This is a genomic window from Pseudonocardia yunnanensis (assembly GCF_039534065.1).
GTDB classification, from domain to species: domain Bacteria; phylum Actinomycetota; class Actinomycetes; order Mycobacteriales; family Pseudonocardiaceae; genus Pseudonocardia; species Pseudonocardia yunnanensis.
Genome location: NZ_BAAAUS010000064.1, coordinates 143,145 through 157,178, shown reverse-complemented (window position 1 = coordinate 157,178; position 14,034 = coordinate 143,145). Strand labels below are relative to the sequence as shown.

The 14,034-nt window shown below is 69.8% G+C and carries 14 protein-coding genes; 13 read left to right on the top strand and 1 reads right to left on the bottom strand.

What is annotated here, in order from left to right; translation table 11 throughout:
* The first annotated feature begins 9 nt into the window (after positions 1-9).
* On the top strand, positions 10-1,563 hold the full coding sequence (locus ABD743_RS42325; protein ID WP_344730070.1) for an APC family permease: 1,554 nt from the start codon (positions 10-12) through the stop codon (positions 1,561-1,563).
* Positions 1,563-2,327, top strand: a complete 765-nt coding sequence (locus ABD743_RS42320) for an IclR family transcriptional regulator (protein WP_344730068.1) — start codon at positions 1,563-1,565, stop codon at positions 2,325-2,327. The genes ABD743_RS42325 and ABD743_RS42320 overlap by 1 nt, the downstream gene beginning before the upstream one ends.
* Before the next feature lie 18 nt (positions 2,328-2,345).
* On the opposite strand, the gene ABD743_RS42315 is transcribed toward ABD743_RS42320, so the two are convergent.
* Complete coding sequence (locus tag ABD743_RS42315) at positions 2,346-3,848, bottom strand: flavin monoamine oxidase family protein (protein ID WP_344730066.1); 1,503 nt, start codon at positions 3,846-3,848, stop codon at positions 2,346-2,348.
* A 376-nt stretch (positions 3,849-4,224) separates the two neighbouring features.
* Between ABD743_RS42315 and ABD743_RS42310 the strand changes: the two genes are divergently transcribed.
* From ABD743_RS42310 to ABD743_RS42260, 11 genes are all read left to right on the top strand, one after another.
* Entirely contained in the window at positions 4,225-5,286 is a 1,062-nt protein-coding gene (locus tag ABD743_RS42310; RefSeq protein ID WP_344730064.1) for an NADH-quinone oxidoreductase subunit B family protein, read from the top strand.
* 13 nt (positions 5,287-5,299) lie between these two features.
* Entirely contained in the window at positions 5,300-7,108 is a 1,809-nt protein-coding gene (locus ABD743_RS42305) for a nickel-dependent hydrogenase large subunit (RefSeq protein WP_344730062.1), read from the top strand.
* A gap of 9 nt (positions 7,109-7,117) precedes the next feature.
* A complete protein-coding gene (locus ABD743_RS42300; RefSeq protein WP_344730060.1) occupies positions 7,118-7,657 on the top strand; it encodes a hypothetical protein in 540 nt (179 codons plus the stop codon).
* Positions 7,658-8,317, top strand: a complete 660-nt coding sequence (locus ABD743_RS42295; RefSeq protein ID WP_344730058.1) for a DUF5947 family protein — start codon at positions 7,658-7,660, stop codon at positions 8,315-8,317.
* A gap of 1 nt (position 8,318) precedes the next feature.
* Positions 8,319-8,993 (top strand): DUF6084 family protein, encoded by a 675-nt coding sequence (locus ABD743_RS42290; RefSeq protein WP_344730056.1) that lies wholly within the window; start codon positions 8,319-8,321, stop codon positions 8,991-8,993.
* Entirely contained in the window at positions 8,990-10,381 is a 1,392-nt protein-coding gene (locus tag ABD743_RS42285; protein ID WP_344730054.1) for a hypothetical protein, read from the top strand. Before ABD743_RS42290 ends, ABD743_RS42285 begins: the two co-directional genes overlap by 4 nt.
* On the top strand, positions 10,378-10,917 hold the full coding sequence (locus ABD743_RS42280; RefSeq protein ID WP_344730052.1) for a hydrogenase maturation protease: 540 nt from the start codon (positions 10,378-10,380) through the stop codon (positions 10,915-10,917). The genes ABD743_RS42285 and ABD743_RS42280 overlap by 4 nt, the downstream gene beginning before the upstream one ends.
* A gap of 122 nt (positions 10,918-11,039) precedes the next feature.
* Positions 11,040-11,312, top strand: coding sequence for a HypC/HybG/HupF family hydrogenase formation chaperone (locus ABD743_RS42275; RefSeq protein WP_241034392.1), 273 nt, complete (start codon positions 11,040-11,042; stop codon positions 11,310-11,312).
* Between the two features lie 28 nt (positions 11,313-11,340).
* Entirely contained in the window at positions 11,341-12,468 is a 1,128-nt protein-coding gene (gene hypD, locus ABD743_RS42270; protein WP_344730050.1) for a hydrogenase formation protein HypD, read from the top strand.
* Entirely contained in the window at positions 12,465-13,691 is a 1,227-nt protein-coding gene (gene hypE, locus ABD743_RS42265; RefSeq protein ID WP_344730048.1) for a hydrogenase expression/formation protein HypE, read from the top strand. The genes hypD and hypE overlap by 4 nt, the downstream gene beginning before the upstream one ends.
* A gap of 13 nt (positions 13,692-13,704) precedes the next feature.
* Positions 13,705-14,034, top strand: coding sequence for a hydrogenase maturation nickel metallochaperone HypA (locus ABD743_RS42260; RefSeq protein WP_344730046.1), 330 nt, complete (start codon positions 13,705-13,707; stop codon positions 14,032-14,034).

Genomic DNA, 14,034 nt, shown 5'->3' with positions numbered 1-14,034 from the left:
AGTGGCGAAATGACCTCGGAGGGAACGATGTCGGCGCTGTCGGACGCCATCACCCGGTCGTTCTCAGCCGAGGAGCTCGATCGACCCGCGATGTCGCCGCTGCGTGCCCTCGGACGCAGGCGGCTCTCCGGGGTGGAGGTCCTCGCCCAGTCGGTGGCCACCACCGCGCCCGCGGCGTCGATGGTGGTCCTGCCGATGACGATGCTTCGGAACGCGTCGCCGCTCGTCGGACTACTGACGATCATCGGCGCGACGATCCTGATCTCGCTGATCGCCCTGTGCGTCACCCAGTTCACCCGGCGGCAAGCGGCGGCGGGGGGCCTGTACAGCTTCGTGTTCCAGGGTCTCGGCACGCGCGCAGCTCTCACCACCGGCGTCGCCGTGCTGGTCAAGTACCTGGGGAGTGCCACGCTCACGCTCTACAGCGGCAGCGCGGCGCTCACCGCCGTGCTCCGTGAGGTCGGGGTCGACGTCGACGGTCCGCTGGCAACGCTCGCCGTGCACGCCGCGGTCGCGGCCGCCGCGCTGGCCGTGCTGGTCCGTGGGGCGCGCTTCGCCGCGCTCGCGATCCTCGCGGTCGAGGCCGGATCCCTGCTCTTCATCCTGGCCCTCACCCTGATGCCGGCCGCAGAGGCCGTAACGCCACCCGCCGAACCCGTGACGGCTCCGCACGGCGTGCTCTACGTCGCCCTCGGCGCGGTCTTCGCGCTGGCCGGCTTCGAGAGCGCCACGTTCTTCGGTCCCGAGGCGAAGCGCCCGCTGGTCACCATCACCCGCACGGTTCTGCTCACCCCGATGATCTGCGGGGGCCTGTTCGTCTTCGCAGCCTGGGCGGCGTGGACGGGCCGCAGCACCACGATCGTCGACGTCTACCTGCACGGCACCGCCTCGGGTGCGCCCACCCTGCTCGTGGTCGCCCTGAACCTCGGGCTGGCCTGCTCGTGGCTCGCGTCGGCCACGGCGTCGTCGCACGCGGCATCCCGGCTCGTGTACTCGATGGGTGTCGAACGGCTGCTGCCCCCGTTCTTCACCGCGGTGCACCGCCGGTTTCGCACGCCCTACGCGGCGCTGCTGGTCATCGTGCTGCTCGTCGCCGTGGCGAGCGCCCTGCTCGTGCCCTCCCCGGTACGCGACACTCTGCGCGACGTCGTGCGGGCGATGGTCGTGGCCGCCTACGTCCTCGTGGCGGTGGCCTCGATCCGGTTCCTGCGCCGGATCCGGGAGCAGACGAGAGGGGTCCTGCTCGCGGCGTTCGCGGCGAGCCTCGCCGGGATCGCGCTGCTGGGCTACCTGGTCGTGGCACGGGTCGTCGACGCCGACATCGGCGCGCCGGCCGTGATCGCCGCCCTGCTGTCCGCCGGCCTGCTCTGGCACCGCCGCCTGCTCCGGCGACGCCCCGGTGACCTCGACCGCGTAGGAGCGTTCGATCACGCGGAGTCCGACGACGTGCTGCCCGGCGCCGGTGTGTTCGCCCCCGACGCCCACGGCAACCCCGTCCTCGTCGCAGGCCGGGCACCACCCGGGCGCGGGCATCGCGGCGGCTCTTCGACCGACGCCTCCTGATGGCCGCGGTCACGCACCGGCCGCACGAACCCGGTGGCCATGAGACACGAGCGGCGCAGAAGGCGCTGGTGTTGCTGGAGGCGGTCGCCCAGCTCGGCTCGGGCGCCACGGCCAGGGACATCTCGAGCCTCAGCGGGATCCCCCCGGCCACGGCGTACCGGCTGCTGAACCTCCTCGTCGCCGACGGATTCCTCGTGCGGGTCTCCGACCTCTCCGGCTTCGCGCTCGGACGACGGACCCGCGAGCTGGCCGGTGCGGTGGGCGGCACCGCATCGGAGGACTTCCGGGCGGCCAACGCGGTGGTCGAGCAACTGCGAGCTCGCGTGCGGTTCGGCATCTTCGTCGCGTCCTACGCCGACGACCGCATCCGGCTGGTGGACCGCGACCCCGACCACGAGCTGGCCGGGGAGAACGTCATCCGCACGCACCTGCACGCGTCGGCGATCGGGAAGCTGTTGCTCTCCCACCGGCCCGAGCTCGGGCTCCCCGCACCCCTGCGGCCGCTCACCGGACGCACGATCGTGGAGCCGGACGTGCTGGCCGTCGAGCTCCGCAGGATCCGGGAGTCCGGCGTCGCCCACGAGGTGGACGAGATCAAGGTGGGTCGATCGGCGCTGGCCGTGCCGCTGCGGGACAACCGGATGACGGTGATCGGGTGCATCGCCGCGATCGGGAGGACCGGGCGCGTACGGAGCGACGACGAGGACCTGACCGAGCTCCTCCGCACCTACGCCGAGCGCATCGTCGCGGAGATCATGGCGTAGCCGCCGGTCGGCACGCAGTCAGCGCGGACCGGCGGCGCGGGCATGCACGGCGGCGACGGCAGCACGGGCCGAGGTCAACGCACCGTGCTGCCACGACAGCGCGTGCGAGAGGTAGTCGCCGGCGAAGTAGATCTTGTCGGCCGGTTGCAGGAGCAGCTTGTACTCGGGGCTCTTGGAGCTCCACGATGCCCACGCCGACTCGGAGTAGCGGATGCGCCGCCAGGCGGCCGAGAACGACGGACCCACGTTCTTCGTGTAGCTCTCGCCGTGGATCTCCGCTCCCTCCGCAAGTGCCTTGGCCAGCCGCTGGCGGTGGCTGAGCGGCTCGAAGATCTCCTGGCGCTTCCCCGTGCTGTAGTAGGCGACCACGATGCCCCGGTCACCGTGGAAGTGGTCGAAAGGGAACATGATCTCGCGGATGTCCTTGTCGGTGTTGCTCACGCCGCCGTAGATCCGCTGTTCGGTCTCCCACCAGCGGTTCGAGTACTCGATGCCGAGCTTTCCCGACGCCACCGCCTTGGGCGCGCGCAAGGCGGCGAGCACGTCCGGGGCGAGGTTGGTGCGCAGCCGCGCCACGAGGTGCGGCGGGAGCGTGCAGACCACGTAGTCGCTGGTGATCGACCGGCCCACACCGCCGTGGGTGTACTCGACGGTGACGCCCTCCGGCACGTTGCGCATCGACGTGACGACCGCTCCGAAGCGGACGCGGTCGCCGAGCCTGCGGTGGAACGCGTGGTAGATCTGGTCCATCCCGCCGACGGCGGTGTACATCATCATCGCCTGGTCGTTCTCGAGCTCGAACCCGAAGTTGCGCCCGATCCCGCTGCGGACCACGTCGGACAGGGCAGGCGGCGGCGGTAAGCGGGTGCCGTCGTCGATGCCCGCACCTGGCTCGGACGTGTACCCGCGCCGGCTGGAGCCGAGGTAGCGCCCATCGCTGCTGAGGTCGCCGAAGTCCTTGAGGAACTCCGCGAGAGCCTGCTTGTCGTCGGCGCTCAGCACGTCGTCGAGGGCGCCCCGGGAGGCGGCCTTCTGCAACAACTCCGAGATGTACCCATAGGTGTCGGCCCGCGCGGCCCGGTAGGTCATCGACGTCTTGGTCAAAGGTGTTTCACTGGTGTAGTTGACCAATGCGTTCGCGTTCTGATTCGGGAATGCCTGGATCGCCACACCGAGCTCCCGGCAATAGTCGAGCGTGACGTGGCCTTGCGGGATCCGGGTGGCACCCATGTTGAGGAAATGTCCCTCGGAGAACGTACTGCGCTGTGTCTCCCCGTCGAGATCTGTTTCCTCCGTGCCGCCCCTGATGGACCAGACTCGCCCTCCCGGGCGAAAACGCGCCTCCAGCACCGTGACGTCGTAACCCGCCTTGCCCAGCTCGTATGCCGTGCAGAGACCCGCAGGCCCGGCCCCGAGAACGGTGACCGTGTGGTGGCCAGGGCCCTGCCCGACGAGGTCGCCCGGTTCGGGCGCACGGAACGGTTCTTGTGCCGCAGCCGGGGCCAGTCCGATAGCAGACATTGCCCCATACATCATCCCCGCGCCCCCGGTGACTCCGAGGCCCTTCATGAACGATCTGCGCGTCAACGGCACTACGTACTCCCGATCCGGTCCGACGATCAATAATCGTCAATATTATGAGCGGATTTCGATGGCCGCCGGAATCGAGCGATGATTTCTCCGCGATTACCACGATTGCGAACCAGTTCCTGACGCTCGGTGAAACCGAGCCGGATCGTTGATCATGCGCAGGCACGGGGCCACCCGATCCGCTCAGTGTCGGCAACATCTAGTGACCGCGATCACTTACTGCGCCCGGCCCAGGCCGTTACAACGGACTTTCCCACCACGTCGGACAGGCGCCGCCCCACGGGGCAGCGCCATCGAGGGGACCGCCATGTCCACGACGGAAGCGTCCACCACGGAGGCCGAGGCACCGACCGTCCACGTTCTGTGGATCAACGCCGGCCTGAGCTGCGACGGTGACTCGGTCGCGCTGACCGCGGCAACCCAGCCCAGCATCGAGGAGATCGCCCTCGGGGCCCTGCCAGGCCTCCCGAAGATCGCCGTCCACTGGCCGCTCATCGACTTCGACAACGGCCCGGTCGGTGGCAACAACGACTTCATCGAGTGGTTCTTCAAGGCCGAACGGGGCGAGCTCGATCCGTTCGTGCTGGTGGTCGAGGGATCGATTCCCAACGAGAAGATCAAGCCAGAAGGCTACTGGTGCGGTTTCGGCAACAACCCGGAGACGGGCCAGCCGATGACCACGAGCGAATGGCTCGACCGCCTCGCGCCCAAGGCGCTCGTCGTGCTCGCGGTGGGTACCTGCGCCACCTACGGCGGCATCCACGCGATGGCGGGCAACCCGACCGGCGCCATGGGCGTACGCGACTACCTCGGCTGGAACTTCACGACGCCGGCCGGCATCCCGATCGTCAACGTGCCCGGTTGCCCGATCCAGCCCGACAACCTCTCCGAGACGATCCTCTACCTGCTCTACCAGGCCACCGGTGCGGCGCCGATGATCCCGCTGGACAAGGAAGGGCGCCCCACCTGGCTCTTCGGCCAGACGGTGCACGAGGGCTGCGACCGCGGCGGCTACTACGAGCAGGGCCAGTTCGCCACCGAGTACGGCTCACCGAAGTGCCTGGTGAAGCTGGGCTGCTGGGGCCCCGTGGTCAAGTGCAACGTCCCCAAGCGGGGCTGGATCAACGGTGTGGGCGGCTGCCCGAACGTGGGCGGGATCTGCATCGGCTGCACGATGCCCGGCTTCCCGGACAAGTTCATGCCCTTCATGGACGCACCTCCCGGAAGCAGGGTCTCCGGTGCCGCCAGCGGCGCGTACGGAGCGATCATCCGCAGGCTGCGTGGGATCACGGAACGGAAGCTCGACAAGGAACCGAGCTGGCGCAAGAACGGGCGCGAGCTGACCACCGGCTTCAAGAAGTCCTGGTAAGGGGAACGCGTCGATGACCACCACACAGGCAAAGCCGTCGGGCACCGGTACCGACAAGACCGGGCTCACCGAGATGGCCTGGGATCCGATCACCCGGATCGTCGGAAGCCTCGGGATCTACACCAAGATCGACTTCTCGCAGAAACGTGTCGCCGAGTGCCATTCCACCTCGTCGATCTTCCGCGGCTACTCGATCTTCATGAAGGGCAAGGACCCGCGCGACGCCCACTTCATCACCAGCCGGATCTGCGGCATCTGCGGCGACAACCACGCGACCTGTTCCGTCTACAACCAGAACATGGCCTACGGGGTGCGCCCGCCGCATCTGGGCGAGTGGATCATCAACCTCGGCGAGGCCGCCGAGTACATGTTCGACCACAACATCTTCCAGGAGAACCTGGTCGGGGTGGACTACTGCGAGCGGATGATCGCGGAGACCAACCCGGGGGTGCTCGAACTGGCCAACCGCACGGAGTCGCCGCACGGCGCCGAGCACGGCTACAAGACCATCGGCGACATCATGCGGGCGCTCAACCCGTTCACCGGCGACTTCTACCGCGAGGCACTGCAGGTCAGCCGGTACACGCGGGAGATGTTCTGCCTGATGGAGGGCCGCCACGTGCACCCCTCCACGCTGTACCCGGGCGGCGTCGGCACGGTGGCCACGATCCAGCTGTTCACCGACTACTACTCCCGGCTCATGCGGTACGTGGAGTTCATGAAGCGCGTCGTGCCGATGCACGACGACCTCTTCGACTTCATGTACGAGGCCCTGCCGGGCTACGAGGAGGTCGGACGCCGGCGCGTGCTGCTCGGCTGCTGGGGCGCGTTCAACGACCCGGAGCACTGCGACTTCCAGTACCGGACGATGACCGGCTGGGGCCGGAAGATGTTCGTCACGCCCGGCATCGTCGTGGACGGCAACCTGGTCACCAACGACCTCGTGGACATCAACCTCGGGATCCGCATCCTGCTCGGTAGCTCGTTCTACCGGGACTGGGAGGACCAGGAGATGTTCGCGACGCAGGACCCGCTGGGCAACCCGGTCGACCGCAGGCACCCGTGGAACCAGCACACGATCCCGGCGCCGCAGAAGCGCGACTTCGACGACAAGTACAGCTGGACGATGTCGCCGCGCTGGTTCGACGGCAAGGATCACCTCGCCCTCGACACCGGCGGCGGTCCGCTGGCCCGGCTGTGGGCCACGGCTCTGGGCGGCCTGGTCGACATCGGTTTCGTCAAGGCCACGGGCAACAGCGTGCAGATCAACCTGCCGCGCACCGCGCTCAAGCCCGAGGTGAGCTTCGAGTGGCGGATCCCGCACGACAAGCAGGGCCGGCCGCTGTCCAACGCGGTCGAGCGCAACCGGGCGCGCACCTACTTCCAGGCCTACGCGGCCGCGTGTGCGTTGCACTTCATCGAGAAGGCACTCGCCGAGGTGCGCGGCGGCCACACCAAGACCTGGGAGAAGTTCGTCGTCCCGGACGAGGCGATCAGTGTCGGGTTCACCGAGGCGGTCCGCGGCGTGCTGTCGCACCACATGGTGATCCGCGGCGGCAAGATCGCGAACTACCACCCGTACCCGCCGACGCCCTGGAACGGCAGCGTGCGCGACACGTTCGGCACGCCCGGTCCGTACGAGGACGCCGTGCAGAACACGCCGATCTTCGAGGAGAGTCGCAACGAGGACTTCAAGGGCATCGACATCATGCGGGCGGTCCGCAGCTTCGACCCCTGCCTGCCGTGCGGCGTGCACATGTACAAGGGCGACGGGAAACCGCTGCACCGCATGACGTCGCCGTCGATGCTCAACACGATCTGAGCGGCAGCAGTGGCTTCGACCGACCTGGATCCGCAGGGGCTCGCCGGCCGAATCGAGGAACTCCTCGAGGGCATAACGGCGGACGGCGGCCCCGCGGTGGGGCATGCGGCGGAAGAGCTGGTGCGGGTGCTGATGCGGTTCTACGGCGCAGGCCTGGAGCAGATGGTCTCCATCGTCCGGGCAGGTGCCGGGGACACGATCGTGCACCGGATGGCGGCAGATCCGCTGGTCGCCGGCCTGCTCGCGCTGCACGACCTACACCCTGTGCCGCTCGATCAGCGGCTCACGCACGCGATGGGCGCGGCAACGCGCAGGCTCGGCTCGCACGGCTCCGGCCTCGCCCTCGCCGGGCTCGACGACGAGGGCCGGGTGCATGTGCAGATCGAAGGCGGCGGCTGCGGGACCGACACCGTGAAGGACGTGGTGGCCGCGTCGATCACGGAGCTGGCCCCGGAGGTGGCGGGCGTGGTCTTCGACGCCGTGCCGGCGGGCCCGGCTCTGCTGCAGATCGGGGTGCGCCCGTCGGCGTCCCCGAAGAGGGTGGGCTGAATGCCCGGGATCTCCTCGCTACGCCGGTTCCTGGTCGACTCCGTGGAGCAGGAACCGGTGCAGGAGGTCTGCGAGCTGTGCGCCACCCCGGTGCCTCCGCAGCACCCGCACCTCGTGCAGGTCGCCGAGCGCCGGATGCTCTGCGCGTGCGGGCCGTGCGGCTTCCTGTTCGACAACCCGGGAGCGGGCGGGGGCGGCTACCGCCGTGTGCCGGACCGGTATCTGTCCGACCCTGACTTCCGTCTGACCGACGCCCAGTGGGACGAGCTGCAGATCCCCGTCGCCATGGCCTTCTTCCTGCACAACTCCGCACAGGGAAAGGTCATCGCCTGCTATCCGAGCCCTGCCGGTGCCACGGAGAGTGAGCTGGGGCTCGAGTCCTGGGCCGCCGGGCTGGGCGCCGGTCGCCTCGCCGCCGAGCTGGAGCCCGACGTCGAGGCGCTCCTCGTCCGCCGGGACAGGGCGGGGTCGGGAGCCGCCGGATCGGCCGAGGGTCTCCTCGTGCCGATCGACGCCTGCTACCGGCTCGTCGGACTGGTGAAGCTGCACTGGCGTGGCTTCGACGGCGGCGCCGAGGCGTGGCACGAGATCGACGGCTTCTTCGACGACCTGCGCGAGCAAGCGCGACCCGTCCCACCCGCCACCGGACCGGAGGCCTGAGGTGCTGAGCTTCGCCTGCATCGGAGCCCGGCCGGAGCCCTACGCGGCCGGACCGTCACTGGTGTTCGACGTACAGGTCAGCCACGACGGCGGGCAGCGCGTGCACTCGGTGGCCCTGCGGACCCAGATCCGGATCGAGCCGCGCGGCCGCAGCTACACCCCCGAGGAGACAGGGAAGCTCGCCGATCTGTTCGGGGCGCCCGCACGGTGGGGAGAGACGCTCAACCCCCTGCAGTTCGCCCAGATCAGCACGACCGTCACCGGCTTCACCGACTCGACGGTCGTGCCGATCTCGGTGCCGCTCACCTACGACCTCGACGTCGCGTCCACGAAGTACTTCCACGGCCTCACCGCCGACGGCGAGGACGGTGCCGAGGACAGCCGCGAGGACAGGGCCGAGGCCAGGGCTGTTTCGCTCGTGTTCCTGTTCTCCGGCGTCGTGTACTACGGGGGCCTCGCCGGAGTTCAGGTCGGGCTGGTCTCCTGGCACGAGGAGGCGACCTTCCGGCTCCCCGTCGCGACGTGGCGCGCGGCGATGGACGCGCACTTCCCCGGCTCGGGATGGATCCGGGTCGGCACGAGGACCCTCGACGCGCTGTCCGCCTACCGCTCCGAGCGGACGATCCCGAACTGGGACGAGACGTTCGAGCACCTCCTGAAGGAGGCCGAGCGATGACCGATCCCGGCACCCTGTTCGACGAGGTCGCGGCCGTCGCCGACGCGGTGTTGTTCGAGGGTTACCTGCTCTACCCCTACCGGGCGACGGCGCAGAAGAACCGGCTGCGCTGGCAGTTCGGCGTGCTCACCCCCGAGACCGACGGCAGCGAGCCCACCCGCAACCGCATGGAATGCCTGCTCGAACCCGGCCGCGACGGCGGCACGCAGCTGTACGTCCGGCTGCGCTGCCTGCAGCTGCAGGCCCGCTCGCCACTCACCCCGGACGGCACACCGGTGCCGGAACTGGTGGTCGACGGCCGGCGGCACCTGCGGTTCGAGGAGGGCGTGCCCCGCCACGTCGACGCGGTGCTGGATCTCGACGCCGTGCTGCACGAAGAGGTCACCGTCCCGATCCTGCTGCACGGGACGCGGGAGACCGAGGAGATCCGGGACGCCGCTGGCGCGGTCGCGGGCCGGCTCCGGCGCGAGTGCTGGCCGGTGACCGCCCGGCTGGTCGTCTCGGCCTCCGACATCGCGGGGCCCTACCTGGTGCACCGGCTGCGGCTCGACATCGTCAACGACGGCGGCTGCGCGCCCGGCGCCCCCCGCGAGGAGGTGCTGCGCACATCGCTGATCGCGGCACACACGCTGATCGCAGCCCGCCCTGGAGCGTTCCTGTCGCTCACCGACCCGCCGCAGTGGGCCGAACCGGCCACCACGAAGTGCGTCAACGAGCACACCTGGCCGGTACTCGCCGGACCGGCCGACCGCAGCGACCTTCTGCTGTCCTCGCCGATCATCCTGGCCGACCACCCGCAGCTGGCTCCCGAGAGCACGATCAACCTCTTCGACGGCCTCGAGAACGACGAGATCCTCACGCTCCGGACGCTCGTACTCACCGACGAGGAGAAGGCCGAGGCGCGCGCGACCGACCCGCGCGCCGCAGGCATCATCGACGCGGTCGACGCCATGCCGCCGGAGATCATGGAACGGCTGCACGGGGTGATCCGCTCGATGCGGCCCGCGGCAGCGGCGTCCGACATCCCGACGATCGACACGGGCGGCGCGGCGTTCGGCGCCGACAGCCCGGCTGACCGGCCCCCGGAACTGCTGCCGTGGTGGGATCCCGCCCAGGACGCGGCCGTCGACCCCGATACCGACACCACGATGGTCGGTGACGTGCCGGTGGCCAAGGGCAGCCAGGTCGTGCTGCGGCCCGGTCGCGGCGGCGACATCCAGGACCGCTTCCTCGACGGGATGCGCGCCACCGTGCAGGCCGTGGTGCACGACGTGGACGGACGCGTGCACGTCGCGGTCTCGGTCGACGGCGATCCGGGCGCCGAGATGCAGCTCGCCCACGGCCGCTTCCGCTACTTCCACCCCGACGAGCTCGAGGCGCTCCGATGAGCGGCAACGGCAGCACGCCCGGCCGGGTCCTCGTCGCCGGGGTGGGCAACGTGTTCCTCTCCGACGACGGCTTCGGCGTCGCCGTGGTCGAGCAGTTGCAGCGCCGCGGCGGCCTGCCGGCAGGTGTCGAGCTCGTCGACAGCGGGATCCGGGGCGTTCACCTGGCCTACCGGCTCCTCGACGGGTACCGCGCTCTGGTGATCGTGGACGCGACGCAGCGCGGCGGTCAGCCCGGCACCGTCTACACCCTCGAACACGACCTCGACGGCGCCCGGGACGAGACCGGAGCCGAGGTCCCCGCGCTCGACGGCCACGGCATGGACCCTGCCGCCGTGCTCACGCTGCTCGACGGGCTCGCCTCGTCGATGGGCCTGGAGCGGCCGGTGGAGCGCGTGTTCGTCGTCGGGTGCGAGCCCGCTGTCCTCGACGAGGGCATCGGCCTGAGCCCGGCGGTGGTCGCAGCGGTGGAGCCCGGCGTGCGGGCCGTGACCGCTCTCGTCAAGGAACTCATGATCGACGAAGGAGTGAGCAGATGATCCGCAAGTTGCTGCTTCTCGTGCTGGTGGCCGTCGCGGCGACCGGCACCGTACTCGCCGTGCAGTCGCGGGGGGAGATCTCCCGGTACCGCGACATGCGCCGGATGTAGGAGGAGATCCGCATGTGCCTGGGCATTCCCGGCGAGGTCATCGAGCTGCTGGCCGAGCACGAAGACCTGGCGATGGTCAGCGTCGAGGGCGTCAAGCGCGCCGTGAACATCGGTCTTCTGCGCGACGAGGACCTGGAACCGGGCGACTGGATCCTCATCCACGTCGGTTTCGCCCTGTCGAAGATCGACGAGGCCGAGGCGAAGGCCTCCCTGGACTTCCTCACCGGTCTCGGCGACGCCTACACCGACGAGCTCCAGGCGCTCGCCGCCAGCGACATCACCTAGCAGCACGACCAGAGGTAAGGGGACGGCGATGAGGTTCGTCGACGAGTTCCGCGATGCGGGCATGGCCCGCACGCTGGCGACGCAGATCGCCGCGCTGTGCGAGCCCGGCAGGCAGTACAAGTTCATGGAGGTCTGCGGCGGCCACACCCACACCATCTACAAGCACGGCCTCGAGGACTACCTGCCCGACACCGTGTCGCTCGTGCACGGGCCGGGCTGCCCGGTCTGCGTGATCCCGATGGGCCGCGTGGACGACGCCATCGCCATCGCCGAGCACGACGACGTCATCCTCACGACGTTCGGCGACATGCTGCGGGTTCCCGGTGGCCGGGGGTCGTTCTTCGACTCCAAGGCGGCGGGCGCCGACATCCGGATGGTCTACTCGCCGCTCGACTCGCTCAAGATCGCACGGAGGAACCCCGACAAGCGCGTCGTGTTCATGGCCATCGGCTTCGAGACCACCGCCCCGTCCACGGCGATGACGGTGCTGCGCGCGGAAGCCGAGGGTCTCGACAACTTCTCGATCTTCTGCAACCACGTCACGATCATCCCGGCGATCAAGGCCATCCTGGACTCTCCCGACCTGCGACTCGACGGGTTCATCGGACCGGGCCACGTCTCCACGGTGATCGGATGCCGGCCCTACGAATGGATCGCCCGCGACGCCGGCAAGCCGCTGGTCGTCGCCGGTTTCGAGCCGTTGGACATCCTGCAGTCGGTCTACCAGCTGCTGCTGCAGCTCAAGGAGGGCCGCTGCGAGATCGAGAACCAGTACGCGCGGGTGGTGCCGTGGGACGGCAACACCCGGGCACTGCAGGTGATCGGTGAGGTGATGGAGCTGCGTCCGCACTTCGAGTGGCGGGGGCTCGGCTTCATCTCGCACTCGGCGCTGCAGGTGCGGAAACGCTACGCGCGGTTCGATGCGGAGCGGATCTTCCTCGTGCCGGGTGTGCGGGTGGCCGATCCCAAGGCCTGCCAGTGCGGCGAGGTGCTCAAGGGAGTGCTCAAGCCGTGGGAGTGCAAGGTCTTCGGCACCGCGTGCACGCCCGAGACCCCGATCGGCACCTGCATGGTGTCGTCCGAGGGCGCATGCGCCGCCTACTACAACTTCGGGCGGTTCAGCCGGGAGCGCGTGAAGGAGGCGACCCGGACATGACACAGGATCTCGGCCCAGGCATTCCGACGCGGGCGAACTGGGCGGAGGAGGCCGTCGCGGCGGCCGCCGCCGAGGAGGCCCAGCTCGCGCACGCGGAAACTCAGCACCCCCCGCACGCAGGCTCCGAGCACCTCACCCGCGAGGAGCAGGTGCTGGCCCGGATCGCCAAGGCCCGCGCCCGCAAGGCGCGGATCAAGGAGGAACGGATCACGCTCGCCCACGGCGCCGGGGGCAAGGCGACGCAGACGCTGATCGAGGCGGTGTTCCTCGACGCGTTCCGCAATCCGGTGCTGGAGAAGCTGGAGGACGGCGCCCAGCTCGCCCCGATGTGGACGAACGGCACCGCGGCCGGTCGGCTCGCGTTCACCACCGACTCCTACGTGGTGTCCCCACTGTTCTTCCCCGGCGGCGACATCGGCGACCTCGCGGTCAACGGCACCGTCAACGACCTCGCGATGTGCGGGGCTCGGCCGCTCTACCTGTCCTGCGGGTTCATCCTCGAGGAGGGCTTCCCGGTCGCCGACCTGCAGCGCATCGTGGCCTCGATGGCGGCTGCCGCGCAGGCGGCAGGCGTGCAGATCGTCACCGGCGACACGAAGGTCGTCGAGCGGGGCAAGGCCGACGGCCTCTACATCAACACGGCAGGCGTCGGGGTGCTGGAGCGCGACGTGGTGCTGTCGGCCGCAGCGGCCCGTCCCGGCGACGTCGTGCTCGTCTCGGGCCCCATCGGCGACCACGGCATCACGGTCATGCTGGCGCGCGGTGAGCTCGACATCTCCGCCGACATCGTCTCCGACACCGCACCGCTGCACGAGATCAGCGCCGGGCTGCTGGACGCGGCGGGCGACGGCGTGCGGCTCCTGCGCGACGCCACCCGCGGGGGCGTGGCCACGATCTGCAACGAGGTGGCCACGGCCGCCCAGGTGGCCGTGGTGCTCGACGAGGCCTCACTGCCGGTGCGGCCCGTCGTCAACGGCGCGTCGGAACTGCTCGGCATCGACCCGCTCTACGTCGCCTGCGAGGGCAGGCTCGTCGCCGTCGTGGCTCCGGACCAGGCGGATGCGGCGCTGGCCGCGCTGCGTGCCCACCCCCTCGGCGAGGGCGCCGCCGCGATCGGGACGATCAAGGACGACCCGCCGGGGCTGGTGCTGCTGCGCACCTCGTTCGGAGGAACGCGGATCGTGGATCTGCTGGTGGGCGACCCGCTGCCCCGGATCTGCTAGGCAGTCGGCGTCGATGCACGAGTTGTCGATCACCCAGACCGTCGTCACCACCGTGACCCAGCGGATGCGGGACGCACGCGTGTGCCGGATCCGGCTGGAGGTCGGGCAGCTCTCCGGCCTGGTGCCGGACGCCGTCCGCTTCTGCTTCGAGATGGTGGCGGCCGGCACCACGTGCGAGGGCGCCACCCTGGAGATCGACGAGCCGCCCGGCAAGGCGGCCTGCCGCACCTGTGGAGTGGCGTTCGAGACCGGCGAGGTGTTACCGCTGTGTGACTGCGGCAGCGCGGACGTCGAGGTGCAGGGCGGACGAGAGCTGCGGATCCGAGAGGTGGAGGTGGTCTGA

Bases quoted from the DNA above. Each gene is read 5' to 3' on its own strand.
- ABD743_RS42325 (WP_344730070.1), top strand. From the start codon at position 10: ATGACCTCGGAGGGAACGATGTCGGCGCTGTCGGACGCCATCACCCGG.
- ABD743_RS42320 (WP_344730068.1), top strand. From the start codon at position 1,563: ATGGCCGCGGTCACGCACCGGCCGCACGAACCCGGTGGCCATGAGACA.
- ABD743_RS42315 (WP_344730066.1), bottom strand. From the start codon at position 3,848: ATGTCTGCTATCGGACTGGCCCCGGCTGCGGCACAAGAACCGTTCCGT.
- ABD743_RS42310 (WP_344730064.1), top strand. From the start codon at position 4,225: ATGTCCACGACGGAAGCGTCCACCACGGAGGCCGAGGCACCGACCGTC.
- ABD743_RS42305 (WP_344730062.1), top strand. From the start codon at position 5,300: ATGACCACCACACAGGCAAAGCCGTCGGGCACCGGTACCGACAAGACC.
- ABD743_RS42295 (WP_344730058.1), top strand. From the start codon at position 7,658: ATGCCCGGGATCTCCTCGCTACGCCGGTTCCTGGTCGACTCCGTGGAG.
- ABD743_RS42285 (WP_344730054.1), top strand. From the start codon at position 8,990: ATGACCGATCCCGGCACCCTGTTCGACGAGGTCGCGGCCGTCGCCGAC.
- ABD743_RS42280 (WP_344730052.1), top strand. From the start codon at position 10,378: ATGAGCGGCAACGGCAGCACGCCCGGCCGGGTCCTCGTCGCCGGGGTG.
- ABD743_RS42275 (WP_241034392.1), top strand. From the start codon at position 11,040: ATGTGCCTGGGCATTCCCGGCGAGGTCATCGAGCTGCTGGCCGAGCAC.
- hypD (WP_344730050.1), top strand. From the start codon at position 11,341: ATGAGGTTCGTCGACGAGTTCCGCGATGCGGGCATGGCCCGCACGCTG.
- hypE (WP_344730048.1), top strand. From the start codon at position 12,465: ATGACACAGGATCTCGGCCCAGGCATTCCGACGCGGGCGAACTGGGCG.
- ABD743_RS42260 (WP_344730046.1), top strand. From the start codon at position 13,705: ATGCACGAGTTGTCGATCACCCAGACCGTCGTCACCACCGTGACCCAG.